The sequence below is a fragment of the Streptomyces sp. NPDC059443 genome, assembly GCF_042750105.1.
Lineage (GTDB): Bacteria > Actinomycetota > Actinomycetes > Streptomycetales > Streptomycetaceae > Streptomyces.
The window spans coordinates 98,665-114,202 of record NZ_JBHYVM010000004.1; the positions used below are offsets into that span (position 1 = coordinate 98,665).

13 protein-coding genes are annotated in these 15,538 nt (G+C 72.7%); 9 read left to right on the forward strand and 4 right to left on the reverse strand.

The window, feature by feature from the left end; all coding sequences use genetic code 11:
* The first annotated feature begins 123 nt into the window (after positions 1–123).
* The 3 genes from ACFXDJ_RS05020 (at position 124) to ACFXDJ_RS05030 (ending at position 2,691) form a co-directional block, all read left to right on the forward strand.
* Positions 124–711, forward strand: coding sequence for a hypothetical protein (locus ACFXDJ_RS05020; protein ID WP_384660594.1), 588 nt, complete (start codon positions 124–126; stop codon positions 709–711).
* A 67-nt stretch (positions 712–778) separates the two neighbouring features.
* Positions 779–1,963 (forward strand): sensor histidine kinase, encoded by a 1,185-nt coding sequence (locus ACFXDJ_RS05025; RefSeq protein WP_384847817.1) that lies wholly within the window; start codon positions 779–781, stop codon positions 1,961–1,963.
* Positions 1,960–2,691, forward strand: a complete 732-nt coding sequence (locus tag ACFXDJ_RS05030; protein ID WP_384847819.1) for a response regulator — start codon at positions 1,960–1,962, stop codon at positions 2,689–2,691. Before ACFXDJ_RS05025 ends, ACFXDJ_RS05030 begins: the two co-directional genes overlap by 4 nt.
* A gap of 8 nt (positions 2,692–2,699) precedes the next feature.
* On the opposite strand, the gene ACFXDJ_RS05035 is transcribed toward ACFXDJ_RS05030, so the two are convergent.
* Positions 2,700–3,836 carry an AI-2E family transporter gene (locus ACFXDJ_RS05035; RefSeq protein WP_384847822.1) on the reverse strand — a complete coding sequence of 379 codons (1,137 nt, stop codon included), beginning with the start codon at positions 3,834–3,836 and terminating at the stop codon, positions 2,700–2,702.
* Positions 3,837–4,107: 271 nt separating this feature from the next.
* Between ACFXDJ_RS05035 and ACFXDJ_RS05040 the strand changes: the two genes are divergently transcribed.
* Both ACFXDJ_RS05040 and ACFXDJ_RS05045 read left to right on the forward strand, forming a co-directional pair.
* Complete coding sequence (locus ACFXDJ_RS05040; protein ID WP_384847825.1) at positions 4,108–4,473, forward strand: hypothetical protein; 366 nt, start codon at positions 4,108–4,110, stop codon at positions 4,471–4,473.
* A gap of 196 nt (positions 4,474–4,669) precedes the next feature.
* Positions 4,670–8,491 (forward strand): helix-turn-helix domain-containing protein, encoded by a 3,822-nt coding sequence (locus tag ACFXDJ_RS05045; RefSeq protein ID WP_384847827.1) that lies wholly within the window; start codon positions 4,670–4,672, stop codon positions 8,489–8,491.
* A gap of 2 nt (positions 8,492–8,493) precedes the next feature.
* Here the strand turns inward: ACFXDJ_RS05045 and ACFXDJ_RS05050 are convergent, their stop codons facing one another.
* Complete coding sequence (locus ACFXDJ_RS05050; protein ID WP_384660998.1) at positions 8,494–9,945, reverse strand: purine-cytosine permease family protein; 1,452 nt, start codon at positions 9,943–9,945, stop codon at positions 8,494–8,496.
* Between the two features lie 388 nt (positions 9,946–10,333).
* Between ACFXDJ_RS05050 and ACFXDJ_RS05055 the strand changes: the two genes are divergently transcribed.
* From ACFXDJ_RS05055 to ACFXDJ_RS05065, 3 genes are all read left to right on the forward strand, one after another.
* Positions 10,334–11,623 carry a serine hydrolase domain-containing protein gene (locus ACFXDJ_RS05055; RefSeq protein WP_384660995.1) on the forward strand — a complete coding sequence of 430 codons (1,290 nt, stop codon included), beginning with the start codon at positions 10,334–10,336 and terminating at the stop codon, positions 11,621–11,623.
* 117 nt (positions 11,624–11,740) lie between these two features.
* The gene (locus tag ACFXDJ_RS05060; RefSeq protein ID WP_384660992.1) at positions 11,741–12,496 is read left to right on the forward strand and encodes an NPP1 family protein; all 756 of its coding nucleotides are present in this window, start codon (positions 11,741–11,743) and stop codon (positions 12,494–12,496) included.
* Positions 12,497–12,631: 135 nt separating this feature from the next.
* Positions 12,632–12,817, forward strand: a complete 186-nt coding sequence (locus ACFXDJ_RS05065; RefSeq protein WP_384660989.1) for a DUF6381 family protein — start codon at positions 12,632–12,634, stop codon at positions 12,815–12,817.
* Between the two features lie 63 nt (positions 12,818–12,880).
* Here ACFXDJ_RS05065 and ACFXDJ_RS05070 read toward each other — a convergent pair whose 3' ends face one another.
* Positions 12,881–13,231 carry a hypothetical protein gene (locus tag ACFXDJ_RS05070; protein WP_384660987.1) on the reverse strand — a complete coding sequence of 117 codons (351 nt, stop codon included), beginning with the start codon at positions 13,229–13,231 and terminating at the stop codon, positions 12,881–12,883.
* Between the two features lie 124 nt (positions 13,232–13,355).
* Entirely contained in the window at positions 13,356–14,549 is a 1,194-nt protein-coding gene (locus tag ACFXDJ_RS05075) for a cytochrome P450 (RefSeq protein WP_384660984.1), read from the reverse strand.
* Positions 14,550–14,664: 115 nt separating this feature from the next.
* Between ACFXDJ_RS05075 and ACFXDJ_RS05080 the strand changes: the two genes are divergently transcribed.
* Complete coding sequence (locus ACFXDJ_RS05080) at positions 14,665–15,429, forward strand: dienelactone hydrolase family protein (protein WP_384660981.1); 765 nt, start codon at positions 14,665–14,667, stop codon at positions 15,427–15,429.
* Positions 15,430–15,538: the final 109 nt, after the last annotated feature.

Here is a 15,538-nt window from a genome sequence, read left to right on the forward strand (position 1 = left end):
CGGCCCGCCGGGATCACCCCTGGCCTCGCCGCAGGGGGTGACGCCCGCCGCCGGGGGCGCTCCTAGCTTGGAGGAACCGGAGCGGACCGGGGCAGCCCGCCCGCCCTCCACCGAGGAGTCCTGATGAATGGTGTGCTGGAAGTCCTGCTGGCACTGATGGTGGTCGCGTACGTGATCAAGCGCCAGCTCCGGAGCTCGCCGCTGCGGGGCAAGCGGCTCATCGTGATGCCGGTGGTCCTGACGGTCGTCGGCGCCGTCAGCCTCGCCAGGAGCGGAATCCACCCGTCCGTGGTCGACATAGCCTGCCTCTCCGTCGGCGCCCTCGTGGCCCTGGCGGTCGGCATCGGGCAGGGCGGGGCGACGGTGCTGGAGGAGCGCGAGGGGGTTCTGTGGTCGCGGATGCCCGCGTGGGGTCTGTGGTGGTGGGCGGCGCTGATCGCCTCCCGGATCGCCGTCATGGTGATCGCGCACGGACTGGACGCCCGGCTCGCCGCCTCCACCGCTCCGCTGCTGCTGATGCTCGGCGTCAACCGCGTCGGGCAGGCCGTGGTCATCGCCACGCGCGTGCTGGCCGGTCCGGTGCCGTTCGCCCCCGAGAAGGACGGTTCCACCTTCCCCGCTCCGGACTCCGCGGTCGTCTCGCTGCTCGGCCGGCAGGCCGCGCGTCCGTCCGGGCGTGCGCGCGGCGGGCACCGTGAGTACCGGAAGTAACCCCACCGGGCGGCCGGTCCGGGCCTTGCCGAGGCCCGGACCGGCGGCCCGCCCGTATCGTGGCCCTGTGCTGCGTACCGTGCCCTGGCTGATCCGGTCGGCCGCGTTCGTCGCCATCGGCGCCGGGGTCCTCTACCCGACGTCCGGCGCCGACCGCTCCGCCCGCCTGGTGGTGGTCAGCGCCTACGTGCTCTGCGGGGTCTTCCTGGCGCTCTGGGCCCTGCTGGACGTGCGGGGAGGTGCCCACGGCGCGCGCGATTCCGCGCTGCTGCCCGTGGCCTTCGCCGGGATGGCCGTGGCCGGCGGGTTCGCGAGCCCCTATCCCAACAGCGCGGCCCTCCTGGGCCTGGCCGGGATGGCCGTCATCGCGGCGGGCAGCGAGACCGATCCGCCGGCCGGCTGGGCGGTCACCGGCGCGGGGGTCCTCGCGGTCGTCGCCGGCGCGCTGGTGAACGGCTCGGAGCGCGGGATCCTCCTGGGCTTCCCCCTCCTGCTGCTGATGGGGCTGCTCATGGGCCACAACCGCCGGGCGCAGCGGATGCGCGCCGAGCAGAACGTCATCCTGCTGGCCCAGGCCGAGGAGCTGCGGGCCGAGCAGGGGCGTACCGCGGTCCTGGACGAGCGGGCCCGTATCGCCCGCGAGATCCACGACGTCCTGGCCCACTCGCTGGGCGCCCTCGGCATCCAGATCCAGACGGCCCGTGCCCTGCTCGCCGGAGGAGAGCCCCGGCGGGCCGACGAGATCCTGGCCACCGCCCAGCGGCTGACCACCGAGGGGCTGACCGAGACCCGGCGGGCCGTCCATGCCCTGCGCAGCGATCTCCCGCCCCTGCCCGAGGCGCTGGCCGGGATGGCCGAGGCCCACTGGCAGGCGCACGCGGACCCGGTCACCCTGGCCGTCGAGGGCGTCCCCGCGCCGCTCCCGCCCGAGCAGGTGCTGTGTCTGCTCCGCGCCGCCGGGGAAGCCCTGACGAACTCCGCCAAGCACGCTCCCCGCCGACCGGTGGGAGTGACCCTGAGCTACGAGGACCACGCCGTGACCCTGACCGTCCGCAACCCCCTCGGCGAGGGCCCCGCTGGCTCGGGGAGCGGCGGCGACGGCGGGGGCGAGGCCGGGAAGCCGGGATTCAGGACCGTCGACGGCGGTTTCGGGCTCACCGGCATGCGCGAGCGGCTCCTGCTCGTCGGCGGCACCCTGACCGCGGGCGTCGAGGACGGCGAGTGGACGGTCACCGCCGGGGTCCCGCGATGACCGGCCCGACGGGCGGTCCGACGGGCGGTCCGACGACGAGCCCCGCAGCCCCGCTGCGCGTCGTGGTCGCGGACGACCAGGCGATCATCCGCGAGGGGCTGGCCATCATGCTGGACCTGCTCGACGACATCCGCGTCGTGGGCACGGCCGCCAACGGCCAGGAGGCCCTCGACCAGGTCGCCGAGCACCTCCCCGACGCGATCCTGCTGGACCTGCACATGCCGGTGATGGACGGCACCGAGGCCACCCGGCGGCTCACGGCCCGCTTCCCGTCCGTCGCGGTCGTGGTGCTGACCACGTACGCGGACGACGACTCCGTCCTGGAGACCCTGCGCGCGGGCGCCCGCGCCTATCTCACCAAGGACGCCGAGCGCGATCACATCGCCCGTACGCTGCACAGCGCGGCCGGCGGCTACACCGTCCTGGACCCACAGGTCCAGGCGACCCTGCTGGCCGCCGCCGGCCGCCCGCCGGCACCCGCGCCCGAGGCCGGACCCGTACCCGTACCCGGCACCGTGCCCGCCCCGGCGCTCCCGGACGGACTCACCCCGCGCGAAGGCGAGATCCTGACCCTGCTGGCCCGGGGCCGGAGCAACTCCGAGATCGCGGCGGACCTGTTCCTGAGCGCCAATACGGTCAAGACCCACATCAACCGCATCTTCGCCAAGACCGGCTCCCGCGACCGCGTCGCCGCCACCCGCTACGCGCAGCTCCACCACCTGGGCTGAGCCGTACGTCAGCGGGCGCGGCCGTCGTGCAAGGACTGGCGGACCGACCAGGCGACCGAGATCACCGGCACCGCCACCACGGCCCCCACGATCCCGGCGGCGATGGCCCCGGCGACCACCGACAGGGCCACCACCATGGGGTGCAGGCGTACCGCCCAGCTCATCACCAGGGGATGCAGCAGATGCCCCTCGATCTGGCCGATGACCACGATGAGCGCGACCACCAGGGCCGCCACGAGCGGCCCCTTGGTGGCCAGGGCGACGACGGCGGCCACCCCGAGGGCCACCGGGGAGCCGATGAGCGGGACGAACGCGGCGACGAACTCCAGCAGCGCGAGCGGGACCGCCAGCGGCACACCGAGGGCGAACAGCGCGATGCCCACGAGCACGGCGTTGGTCGCGGCCACGAGCACGATGCCGTGGGTGTAGCCGGTGAAGGTCCGCCAGGCCGCTTCCCCCGCGCGGGCCACCCGGTCGCGCGCGCCCTCCGGCAGCTGTTCGCAGAACCAGTTCCAGTGCCGGTCGCCCGAGTGGATGAAGAAGACCGAGCAGAACAGCCCGAGGGCCGCCACCGTGAACACCGCCACGACCCGCCCCGCCCCGCTCAGCACCGTACTCATCAGGGTCGAGCGGTGGCTGGAGAGGTAGGAGCCGATCCGGGACTGGAAATCGTCCAGCACGTGCGCGTCCAGCCGCAGCGGGGGACCTGCGAGCCAGTCCTGGATCCGGCTCAGCCCGTCCCTGAACTCCCGCACCAGTGAGGGCCACTCCCCCGCCACCGCCTCCCCGACCAGCGCGAGCCCGCCGAGCACCAGGACCGCGCTGACGATCAGCGTGGACGCCACCGCGAGCGGCCTGGGCATCAGCCGGGCCAGCAGCCCGGCCGGGGGGCGCAGCATCGCGGCAGCCACCAGGCCCAGGAAGACGGCCAGCGCGATCTCGTGGAACCGTCCCAGCAGCGCGAAGACCCCGTAGGCCGCCGCGCCGACGACCAGCAGCCGCCAGGCGTAGGCGGCCGCCGTGCGCAGGACGGGGGACACCGGTGTGCGGGCCGCAGAGCCCGTACGGGCCGCATCGGCGCGGCCGTCGCCGCGACGCGGGGCGGCCGGGCGCCGCGGCGGCCGCTTCAGGAGTCGCCTGGTCATGTGCGGCCGCACCTCCGAGGTGTGTTGGTCACCACGGCTATCACCCCGGCGGTGCCCGCTCCGCGCGCCGCGCAGCGCGTTCGCCCGAAGGCCTCACCCCCGCTGGGCCGAAGGGGCCGCGGCAGGGTTGCCTCCGCTTGCGCGATCTCGCTGGTCAGGGGCGGTTTCCCTCGGCGGGCAGCTGATCGGCAACGGGAAACCCGTCGACCCCCCGGTCCGCCGGGGACAGGCTGAGGTCGTCAGCAGGAGCCAAGACCCACAAGGGGACATCATGCGCAAGATGATCCGCGGCGCCGCCGCGTTCGCCACCGCCACGGCCGCCGTTCTGGCCCTCGGTGGCCCGGCCGGCGCGCACCCGGCCGATGCGTGGGCCGGCTGCCCGGACGGCGCGGTCTGCGTCTATCCCCAGAACCAGAACCCCGCCGTCAAGCCGAGCCAGATCTACTACAGCTACGGGGCGCACAACCTGAGCAACCAGTTCGGGAACCACTGGGTGCTCAACAACCAGACGGGCGGTGCCTCGGCCAGCCTGTGCTACGGCTCCAACGGTGCCAACTGCGGGAACCCCATCGCCGCGGGCACCGGGGTCTACGCCGACCTCGGGCCGATCAACTCCATCACCCTCAACCGGCCGTAGCCGGACACACGCCCACCCGCTCGCCCGCTCATTCGTTCGCCCGTCCGCAAGAACGTTCCGGAGCCGGCCGCTCGACGGCTCCGGAACACCCCCGTTTCACGCCGCGCCGCACGAATGGCCGGTAGGCCGTCAGACCCCCGCGCTAGCCTGGACATCCGCCTCTCACGACCTGGGCCACCGCGCCACGGGGGATGTCTTGGGGGATGCCTTGGGCGATCCGGCCGACGACACCGCGGTGCCCTTTCCCGCCCAGTTGAGGCGGCTACGGGTCGAGCGCGGTCTCTCGCTCGCCGACCTGGCCCGCCGGACGCACTACAGCAAGGGCTACCTGAGCAAGATCGAGACCGGCGTCAAGCCGGTCACCGCCGAGGTCGCGCGCAGCTGCGACCGGGTCCTGGGGGCGGAGGGCGAACTCCTGCGGCTGGTACCGGAGAGCGAGGGGCCCGTGGGGCCCGGGGCCGCGGCGTCCCCGTCCGGACCGCCGTCGGACGGCGTGTGCCCGTACCGCGGCCTGGCCGCCTTCACCCCGCGTGACGAGGAGTGGTTCTTCGGTCGGGAGCGCGCCACGGCCGCCCTCGTCGAACGGGCCTACGAACGCCTCGGCCACGGGCCGCTGCTGCTCCTCGCCAGGTCGGGCGTCGGCAAGTCCTCCCTGCTCAACGCCGGTCTGGTACCGGCCCTCGGGCGCGGCGCCTTCCCGGTGGCGGGAGCCGACGGCTGGCCCGTCGTCAGGTTCACCCCCACCGCGCACCCGTTGCGGGAGCTGCTCGACGCCACCGCCGAAGCGGTGGGCGGCGATACCGGCGTCACCCCGGAAACGCTGCGCGCCCGGCCGGAGCTGCTGCTCGAAGCCGTTCACCGGCTGTCGGACGGGTCCGGGGCGGTGGCCGGGGCCGGGCCGGGGGCCGGCGCGCGGCATCTGCCGACCGTGCGGCCGGTGTTGATCGTCGACCAGTTCGAGGAGCTCTTCACCCTCTGCGTCGACGAGGACGAACGCCACGCCTTCGTCGGGGTGCTCTGCGCGGTGGCCGGATCCCGGCCCTCGGTGACCGGCTACGACCCCGCCCTCGTGGTGCTCGGGGTGCGGGCCGACTTCTCCGCCAGCTGTCTGGAGCTCCCCGGGCTGGCCGCCGTCTTCACCGACGGGCTCTTCGTCCTGCCCCCGATGTCCGTGGCGGAGCTGCGGGAGTCGATCACGCGCCCGGCGGAGCTCGCCGGACTCACCCTGGAACCGGGGCTGGTGCCGTTGCTCCTGCGGGACGCGGGCGATGCGCCCTCCGGCGCCCTGCCCCTGATGTCCCAGGCACTCATGGCCACCTGGCGGCGGCGCGAGGGCTCCACGCTGACCGTCGCGGGATACGAGCACGCGGGCGGTATCCAGGGAGTCGTCGCGCAGCGCGCCGAGCAGGTCTTCGCCGGCCTGTATCCGGCCGAGCAGCGGACCATCCGCAGGCTCCTCGTGCGGCTGGTCCACATCGCCGACGGAGCGGGACCCACCCGGCGCCGGGCGGGCCGGGCCGCGCTGCTGGAGCAGGACGGAACCGGCCGGACGGCAGCCGCCCTCGACGCCTTCGTCCGGGCCCAGTTGATCACCGCGGACAGCGATACCGTCGAGATCACCCACGAGGCCCTGCTGCACGCCTGGCCACGGCTGCGCGACTGGATCCACGCCGACCGGGCCGGGCTGCTCGTCCACCAGCAGCTGGCCCAGGCGGCCGAGGACTGGGTGCGCGAGGGCCGCGACCCGTCCGTCCTCTACCGGGGCTCCCGCCTCGCCGCCGCGACCGCCCGCGCCTGGGCCGACGAGCTCGACGGCGGTGGCCGGCTGGCCCCGCGGGAGGCCGAGTTCCTCCGGGCCGGCCGGGCCGCGGAGGACGGCCGGCTCCGCCAGGCCAGGCTCCAAGTCCGCCTGCAGCAGCGGATGCTGGCCACCCTGGTCGTCCTGCTCGTACTGGCGCTGACCGCGGGCGGCGTGGCCTACCAGCAGCGTGCGGGGGCGCTCGGCCAGGAACGTACCGCCCGCTCGCAGGCGCTCGCCGCACGGTCCCTCTCGCTGGCCGCCGGACAGCCCGAGGCCTCGATGCTGCTCGCCGGGGAGGCGTACCGCGCCGAGGCCACGCCCGAGGCGCGCGGCGCCCTGCTCAGCACCCAGGCCCAGCCGTTCCTGGCCCGGCTCGGCGGGCACGGCGGGCCGGTCAACGCGGTGGCCTTCGCCCCGGGCGGCGCCCTGCTGGCGACGGGCGGCTCCGACGGGAAGGTCCTGCTGCGCCGGGTGGCCGACCGGCGGACCCTCGCGGTGTTCACCGCGCCCGGCCGGGTGCGCACGGTCGCCTTCAGCCCCGACGGGCGGACGCTGGCGGCCGGTTCCACCGACGGCCCGGTCCGGCTCTGGGCCACCACCGGGGCCGGCCCGGCGGCCATGCTGCCCCCGAGCACGACGGGCGCCAGGGCGGTGGCCTTCGCCCCGGACGGCCGCACCCTCGCGGTGGCGGCCGTGGACGGAACCGTGCAGCTGCGCGATGCGGCCGGCGACCACCGCGAGGCCGCCACCCTGACCGGGCACACCGGAAGGGTCGACGCGCTGGCCTACGCGCCGGACGGCCGGACCCTCGCCTCGGCCGGCGCCGACCGGACCGTACGCCTGTGGGACACGGCGCGGGCGCTCCCGCTCGCCGTGCTGGAGGGGCACACCGGCGAGGTGCTGGGCGTGGCCTTCGCCCCGGACGGGCGGACGGTCGCCTCCGGCGGCGTCGACCGGACCGTACGGGTGTGGGACGTGGCCGCACGGGAGACGGTCGCCACGCTGGCCGGGCACAGCGACGACGTCAACTCCGTGGCCTACACCCCGGACGGCACGACCGTGGTCAGCGGGGGCGGCGACGGTACGACCCGGCTGTGGGACCTGCGCGGCGGGCGGCCGGTCGCGACCCTCGCCGGGCACACCGACTACGTGCTCGCGGTCGCCGTGGACCCCGCCGGCGGATTGCTGGCCACCGCCGCGTTCGACCAGTCCGTGGTGCTGTGGGACCTGCGCGGGCCGGTGCTGACGGCGCGTCCCTTCACCGAGGTCTGGCACGCCGCGTACAGCCCCGACGGGAAGCTGCTGGCCACGGCCGACGCCGATCACACGGTGCTGCTGTGGGACGTGGCCGGACGCCGGGTCCTGAAGACCTTCACGGGACACACCGAAACCGTGTTCTCGGTGGCCTTCTCGCCGGACGGCCGGACCCTGGCCTCGGCCGGCGGCGACGGCACCGTACGCCTGTGGGACACCGCCGGACGCGGCGCCCTCGCCACGCTCACCGGGCACGACGGGACGGTGTTCTCGGTGGCCTTCTCGCCGGACGGCCGGACCCTGGCCTCGGCCGGCGCGGACGGCACCGTGCGGCTGTGGGACCCCGCCGGCCACAGCACCCTCGCCACCCTCACCGGGCACACGGACTTCGCCAACGACGTCACCTTCAGCCCCGACGGGCGGACCCTGGCCAGCGCCGGGGACGATCTGACCGTACGGCTGTGGGACCTGACCGGGCACCTCCCGCCGGCCGTGCTCACCGGGCACGCGGGGGCGGTACGGGCCGTCGCGTTCAGCCCGGACGGGCGGACGCTGGCCAGCAGCGGCAACGACGGCACGGTCCGGCTCTGGGACGCGGAGCGGCGCCGTGAGACCGCCGTCCTGACCGGGCACACCGGCTCCGCGCGGGCCGTCGCCTTCTCCCCCGACGGGCGGACCCTGGCCAGCAGCGGCAACGACCGAACGGTGCGGCTGTGGGACGTGGCCGGGCACCGGCTCCGGGCCGCCCTGTCGGGCCACACCAACGCGGTGTGGGGCGTCGCCTACTCCCCCGACGGCCTGACGGTCGCGAGCAGCAGCAACGACGGCACCGTACGGCTGTGGAACCCGGACCCCGGGGCGCGGCTGGCGGAAATCTGCCGCACGGGGCTGGCACCCGGGGCGCCTGGGGTGCCCGGGGCCCCAGGTCACTCCGCGGGCGCCTGCCGGGGCCGGTCCCCCTAGGCTCAGTGGAGTGGCGCCAGCAGCCCCTCCTCTTGGACCATCCGGCGTTCGGCGGCCAGATCGAGGCTGCGAGCGAAGAGCCAGTAGAGGCCGCCGGCCACCGGCAGGCCGATGAAGATCGAGTAGTCGACGCCGCCGAGGCCGTCCGCCACGGGCCCGACGAAGAGGCCGGTGATGACCATGAACGGAGCCATGCAGGCCAGACCGATCCCGTAGGCGAGATTCCCTCGCCATCCCCATCGGCCGTAGATGCCGCGAGGGTTGAAGATCTCCTTGACCACGTACTGGCCGCGCCGGACGAAGAAGAAGTCGACCAGGTTGATGGCCGTCCACGGGATGAACAGGTACGTCAGCACCACCACCACGTTGGCGAAGAACCAGTTGAACTGATCGATGCCGACGAGGGTGGAGACCGCCCCGACGGCCACCAGCATGATCCCGATCGTCACGACCCGGATGATCCGCGTCGGCTTGACCGGCCGGAACGAGTCCACGATCGAGATCATGGTGAGGCTGCCGCCGTACTGGTTGATCGCCATGATCGAGAGCAGCCCGACCAGCAGGACGACGACGGCAACCGTGCCGAACCCGCTGAACAGCCGGTCGGCCGCCAGCTTCAGGGCGGTCACCGGGTCGGCGCCCTTGGGTGCGGCTGCCGAGACCACGGCACCCAGGACGAAGACCCAGATCCCGGAGATCGCGCTGGGCAGGTAGGTCCACCAGAAGGTGCTGCGCACGGGAACGTCGGGCTTGAGGTAGCGCGAGTAGTCCGAGACGTACGGCGCCCAGCCCAGCTGGAAGCCGGCGACGAAGACGAACACGAGCATGAACGGGGCGAGGTCGAACGGGCCGGCGTCCCAGACGCCGTCCGGCAGCCCTCCGCCGAACAGGGCCGCCGCGGTGATCGCCGCGGTGATCGCGACGAAGGGCCAGGTGAGCCATTTGTTCAGCCGGTGGATCCATTCGTATCCGAACAGGGCGATCACGGCCGCCACCGCGGCGGCCAGCACATAGCCGAGCCAGTTGGGGATCCCGGTGAGCGTGTTCAGGGCCTGTCCGGACAGCAGGGCATCGGAGGTGTTGAAGGCCACGTAGTTGACCAGGGCGAAGACCCACACGGTGAACGCGGCGCCCAGGTACCCGAACTGCGGGCGCGACTGAACCAGTTGGGGCAGGCCCAGCTGGGGGCCCTGGGCCGAGTGGAACGCCATGAAGAACGTGCCGAAGAGCGAGCCGAGGACGGTGGCGATCACTGTCCAGACGAGCGAGGCCCCCATGGAGAGCGTCACGACACCGGTGGCCAGGCCCGTGAGGTTGAGGCTGCCGACGAACCAGATGGCACCGACGTTCGCAGGTTTGCCGTGCCGTTCCTCAAGGGGCACCCAGTCGATCGAGTGCATTTCGATGCCCGCAGGAGGTGTTGAATCCAGCGCCTGTGAGGGAATTGTTCCCATTTAATCTCCCATGTACGGGCATCCATACGGCCGTTCGGCCGCCTTGCCCCTTCAAAGCCGATCAAGCTGGGCCCACCGTAGAGACTGACGTAAATTTCAGTCAATGCTCAAGTCGGGTGTTCCGTACAGATAAGACGGGCGACAGTGGGGCGCGGCCCCCGCCCGTGAGCGCCGATCCGCAAGCTCCACCCCCACCACCTGCGACGCAGTGCCGACTCGACCCTCCCGGGCACGCACGGAAGCCCGGGAGCTGACGGAAATTTCAGTAAGCCACTCCCGAGGGGCAGATTGGCTCAAATACGCGCCTACCCGCCGATGATCGTTTGTAGGCTCTGAAACGGCCTTACCCGGCCAATCTCCGCCTTTGCCCATCAAGTCGAGGACCAACGTGCGCCTTTCGTCCCACCAGCGACGCCTTGCCGTCAGCGCCACCCTGCTCGCCGTGATCACGGGTGGCGTGCTGCCGGCCACCGCCGCGCAGGCCGCCGCCGCGGCGCCCGTCTCCGTAGCCGGACCGGCGGCACCGGGGCCGGTCGCGCCCGATCTGGACGCGCTGACGCAGGCGCTGCGCAACACGACGGCGGCCGGAGCGCCCGGCGCGATGGCCCGCTTCACCGGTCCGGACGGGGTCCAGACCAGGGTGGAGGGGGTCAGCGACCGGAGCACGGGCGCGGCCATGGACCCCAAGGCCCGCTTCCGGATCGGCAGCGTCACCAAGACGTTCTCCGCCGTCGTCCTGCTCCAGCTGGTGGACGAGGGCAAGATCGAGCTGGACAAGCCGGTCAACAGCTACCTGCCGGGCCTGCTGCCCGACGACCGGATCACGGTGCGCCACCTGCTGAGCCACCGCAGCGGTCTGGCGGACTACACGAACGCGATGTTCGAGCACACCGTTCCCGGCTTCGAGGCCGTCCGGAACAAGGTGTTCACGTACCAGGAGCTCGTCGGCCTCTCGCTCGCCGAACCGAGGACCACCGAGCCCGGTGTGGCGTACAAGTACTCGAACACGAACTTCGTCGTCGTGGGCATGCTGATCGAGAAGCTGACCGGCAAGCCGGTGGCCAAGGAGTACGAGCGCCGCATCATCAAGCCGCTGAAGCTGCGCGACACCTCTTACGTCCACCCCGGCACGGCCATCAAGGGCCCGCACGTCAACGGCTACCTCCACCCGGACGAGGAGGGCGCACCGCTGGTCGACTCCACCGAGCAGACCGTGTCCTGGGCGCAGTCCGCGGGCGCGATGATCTCGAACGAGGCCGATCTCAGCACCTTCATGTCCGCCCTGGTCCGCGGCAAGCTGCTGCGGCCGGGCACGCTGGACACGATGCTCACCGTGAGCCCGACCGACACCACCAACACCCGGTTCTACGGGCTGGGTCTGCGCCGGTACGACCTCTCGTGCGGCACCCAGGTCTACGGACACACGGGCACGGTGCAGGGCTTCTACACGTACAGCTTCACCACCCGCGACGGCAGCCGCGCGCTCTCCGCGATGGCGAACACCTCCAACCGGGGCCAGGCCAACACCGCCCTGGGCGGGACCCTGGAGGCTGCCTTCTGCGGCAAGAAGCCCGCCGGTCCGGCCGCTCTGTCCACTCCGGCAGGTCCGACCGCTTCCACCGCCGTACGAGGCTTCGCGCTCGCCCCGGCCGAGGCGGACCTCCCCGAGCGCCACTGACGGCTGTTCCCGGCCACGGCAGGCTTCCGCCCCCCTGGCGTGGGGGGCGGAAGCCCGGAAAGCTGAACTCCGCATTCCCGCACGGGTGTTGCCCGTGCGACCGATGAGGAGGACGCAATGACCCGCAGAACCCTGCTCGCGGCCACGGCGGGGGCCGCCGCGCTCGTCCTGGCCCTCCCCACCGCCGCGTACGCGGCTCCGCCCCGGGCCCTGCCCGGCAACGCGGACGGGCTGGAGCAGACCTTCCAGCCCGCCTTCGACTACGACCAGGACGGCTGCTACTCCAGCCCCGCCATCGGCCCGGACGGCACGATCGCCCCCGGCCTCAAGCTGGGAGGGGACGTCAACGGCAACTGCCGCGACCTCTCCGACCTGGACAACACCAACGGCTACTCGCGCGAGAAGTGCAACAACGGCTGGTGCGCGATCATGTACGCGCTCTACTTCGAGAAGGACCAGGTCTCGCTCGGCCCCGGGAGCGCCGGGCACCGGCACGACTGGGAGCACGTCGTGGTGTGGGTGCGGGACAACCAGGTCGCCTACGTCTCGACCTCCGCCCACGGCAACTTCGTGGTCCACGACCGCTCGCAGATGCGTTTCGACGGCACCCACGCGAAGGTCGTCTACCACAAGGACGGAATCGGCACGCACTGCTTCCGCGCCGCGAACTCCAACGACGAGCCGCCGGAGAACCACAAGGGGACCTGGCAGTTCCCGACCCTGGTCGGCTGGAACGGCTACCCCGCAGGTCTGCGCGACAAGCTGAGCCAGGCCGATTTCGGCCATGCCCTCCTCGGGATCAAGGACGGGCAGTTCAACGCCCACCTCGCCAAGGCCAAACCGGCCGGCATCTCCTTCGACCCCAACGCCTGACGGTTACGGGACCCGCGTCCCGTGTCCCTGCGGTAGCCGGTTGTCACCGTGCGTGATGCTTCGAGATGCGCTCCGGGCCCGTGGCTGGTTCGCTGAAATCCGCCCGCTGTCCCCCCACGGCACGCAGGAGTGATCATGAGTGCAGGCGAGTCCCACGGCCGGTCCCAGCAGCTGCGCGACAAGGCCCAGGAGCTGAACGAGGCGGCCCGGCGGTCGACCGACCCCGAAGAGAGCCGGCGGCTGCGCGACAAGGCCCGCCGCCTCCAGGAACAGAGCGAGAAGGAACGCGTCATCGACGACCCGGGCATGGACCTGCGCTGACCCCCACCTCCGCCCCTGCCGCCCCCGCCGCCGTCAGGGCCGGCGGGGGTGTCCCCGCGGCTGCTACCGGGCGGGAGCGGCGGCCGGGGCCTCGTCGAGCTCCCAGGCGTGGCGCTTGAACTCGCGGGCGAAGTCCGTGTGGTCCTCCCACTGGCGGGCGATGCCGCGCAGCACGTCCCAGTGGTGCTCCACCGCCTGGTCGATGACCCGGCGGACCGCGGGCTCGGCCGCGTCCCGCTGCTCGATGAGCCCCTTGGCCACCGAGGCCTCCAGCGCGGCGTTGCGCAGCGCGCGCAGGGCGCGGGAGGTGTCGTCCATCGCGAAACCGTTCTCGCTGCCCGTCTCCTCGGCGAAGAGCGGGGTGAGCCGCGCCTCGATGAACGCGGTGATCCGCTCGAAGTGACGTACGTCCATCGGGGGCTCCATCTCGGGTCGTTCTCGGCTTGCGGTACGGGCCCGGCCCGCACCGCCGATCATTATCCCGGAGTCGGAACCCCCTCCCCGTCCGGGGGCCCGGGAGCAGGGCGCGGGCCGCGCGCTACCAGCGGAGCGGGAGCCGGCTCACGCCGCGCATCAGGCTGCCCGGACGCCAGGCGGGCGGTCCGGCCGCCGGGTCCTCGGCCAGGCCGGGGAAGCGTTCGAGCAGGGAGCGGATCGCGATGCGGCCCTCCATCCGGGCCAGCGGGGCGCCGATGCAGAAGTGCAGTCCGTGTCCGAAGGCCAGGTGGCCGTGGGGTGCGCGGCGGATGTCGAAGGTGTCGGGCCCGGGGAAGCGCGCGGGGTCGCGGTCGGCGCCGCCCAGGGAGACGAGCACGGTGGCCCCCTGCGGTATGACCGTGCCTCCGAGCTCCAGGGCCTCGCGGGCGTAGCGGTAGGTGGAGTGCTGCACGGGGCCGTCGTAGCGGAGCATCTCCTCGACCGCCCCGTCGAGGAGTCCGTCCAAGTCGGCACGGAGCGCGGCCATTTGGGCGGGGTGGGCGAGCAGGGCCCGTACACCGTTCGAGATCAGGTTGACGGTGGTCTCATGGCCCGCGACCAGCAACAGGAAGGCCATGCCGATCACTTCGTCGTGCGAGAGGGAGTCGCCGTCCTCGTCGCGGGTCCGGATCAGCGCGCTGAGCAGGTCCTCGCCGGGCTCCTTGGCCTTGGCCTCGATGAGCTCCGTGAGGTAGCCGCCCAACTGCTGGTGCGCGGTGTTGCTCGGAGCGCCGGGGGCGGGGGCGACGACCGCGTTGGACCAGGTGCGGAAGCGGTCGCGGTCCAGGTCGGGGACGCCGAGCAGCTCGCAGATCACCGTCATGGGCAGCGGGAACGCCAGGGTTTCGATCAGGTCGGCGGTGCGTTCGGGCCGGGCGGCCATGGTGTCGAGCAGTCCGTCGGTGATCTGCTGGACGCGGGCGCGCATGCCTTCCACGCGGCGGCCGGTGAACTCCCGTGCGACCAGTCGGCGCAACCGGGTGTGGTGCGGCGGGTCGGACTCCAGCATGTTGGAGTTGACGGCGACGACGAGCGCGTCGGGAAAGTTCCCCGAGTTCTGCCAGTCCTTCGACAGGGCGGGGTGGTTGAGTGCCTGGCGCGCTTCCTCGTGGCCGACGACGAGCCAGCTCGGCTCGAACTCGTCGGCGGAGACGATGACCTGGTGGACAGGTCCGGCTTCACGGAGTCTCGCGTAGTAGGAGTACGGGTCGGCGTTGAAGTCCTCGGCACTGGCACTGATGTCCACTACTGGCATCGGACTACAGTAAGACGGCAGTTGACGCACGGAGGGGGCGATTTCCGGACACTCTGGTATGACTCGTCGATCACGGTATTCTGCCGCCCTTGCCATACGAAAGAGGGGGACGGCCATGACCACCGCTCACGAGGTACGCCGGACAACCGTGGACATCACCACTCAGGACGGCGCGGCCGACGCCTACCTGGTCCAGCCCGAGGGAGAAGGCCCGCATCCCGGGGTCCTGCTGTACATGAACGCCCTCGGGGTGCGTCCGCACATCAAGTCGGTGGCGGACCGGATCGCGGCGGCCGGGTACGTCGTCCTGCTGCCCAACCTCTTCCACCGCCACGGGCGCACACCGGTGTTCGAGCTGCCCGAGTTCGTCGACTTCGAGCGGCAGCCCGAGCTGTTCGAGCGGGTCGGTCCGGTCCTCGACTCCCTGACCCCGGAGCTCGTGATCCGCGACGCACCGGCCTATCTGGACTGGCTCGCCGCCTTCCCGGTGGTCGCCGACGGGCCGGCCGCGATCGTGGGGTACTGCCTGGGCGCCCGGCTGGGTCTGCTCACGGCGGGCACGTACCCCGAGCGGGTGGCCGCCCTGGCCGGATTCCACGGCGGATTCCTGGCCGCCGACACGGCGGACAGCCCGCACCTGCTCGCGCACCGGATCACGGCGGAGCTGTACTTCGGCCATGCCGACCAGGACGAGTCGCTGCCCGCCGAGCAGATCGACCGGCTGGAGAAGGCCCTGTCCGAGGCCGGTGTCCGCCACCGTGCGGAGGTGTACGAGGGCGCGCCGCACGGATTCACCCTGGCCGATACCGTCTACTACGACGCCGCCGCGGACGAACGGCACTGGGCGGAGCTGTTCGCGCTGCTGGACCGTACGTTCTGACGGTCTGCTGACATGCGTGGGGCGGGGAAGCGGTGTCGGCCGCCTCCCCGCCCCACGGCTTACGGCCTACGGAGCCGTGCCGCTACGGGGCTTCGCCCGTCGGGCCGTC

Excerpts from the sequence above, each read along its gene's own strand:
- ACFXDJ_RS05020 (WP_384660594.1), top strand. The coding sequence starts at position 124 with ATGAATGGTGTGCTGGAAGTCCTGCTGGCACTGATGGTGGTCGCGTAC.
- ACFXDJ_RS05030 (WP_384847819.1), top strand. The coding sequence starts at position 1,960 with ATGACCGGCCCGACGGGCGGTCCGACGGGCGGTCCGACGACGAGCCCC.
- ACFXDJ_RS05035 (WP_384847822.1), bottom strand. The coding sequence starts at position 3,836 with ATGACCAGGCGACTCCTGAAGCGGCCGCCGCGGCGCCCGGCCGCCCCG.
- ACFXDJ_RS05040 (WP_384847825.1), top strand. The coding sequence starts at position 4,108 with ATGCGCAAGATGATCCGCGGCGCCGCCGCGTTCGCCACCGCCACGGCC.
- ACFXDJ_RS05050 (WP_384660998.1), bottom strand. The coding sequence starts at position 9,945 with ATGGGAACAATTCCCTCACAGGCGCTGGATTCAACACCTCCTGCGGGC.
- ACFXDJ_RS05060 (WP_384660992.1), top strand. The coding sequence starts at position 11,741 with ATGACCCGCAGAACCCTGCTCGCGGCCACGGCGGGGGCCGCCGCGCTC.
- ACFXDJ_RS05065 (WP_384660989.1), top strand. The coding sequence starts at position 12,632 with ATGAGTGCAGGCGAGTCCCACGGCCGGTCCCAGCAGCTGCGCGACAAG.
- ACFXDJ_RS05070 (WP_384660987.1), bottom strand. The coding sequence starts at position 13,231 with ATGGACGTACGTCACTTCGAGCGGATCACCGCGTTCATCGAGGCGCGG.
- ACFXDJ_RS05075 (WP_384660984.1), bottom strand. The coding sequence starts at position 14,549 with ATGCCAGTAGTGGACATCAGTGCCAGTGCCGAGGACTTCAACGCCGAC.
- ACFXDJ_RS05080 (WP_384660981.1), top strand. The coding sequence starts at position 14,665 with ATGACCACCGCTCACGAGGTACGCCGGACAACCGTGGACATCACCACT.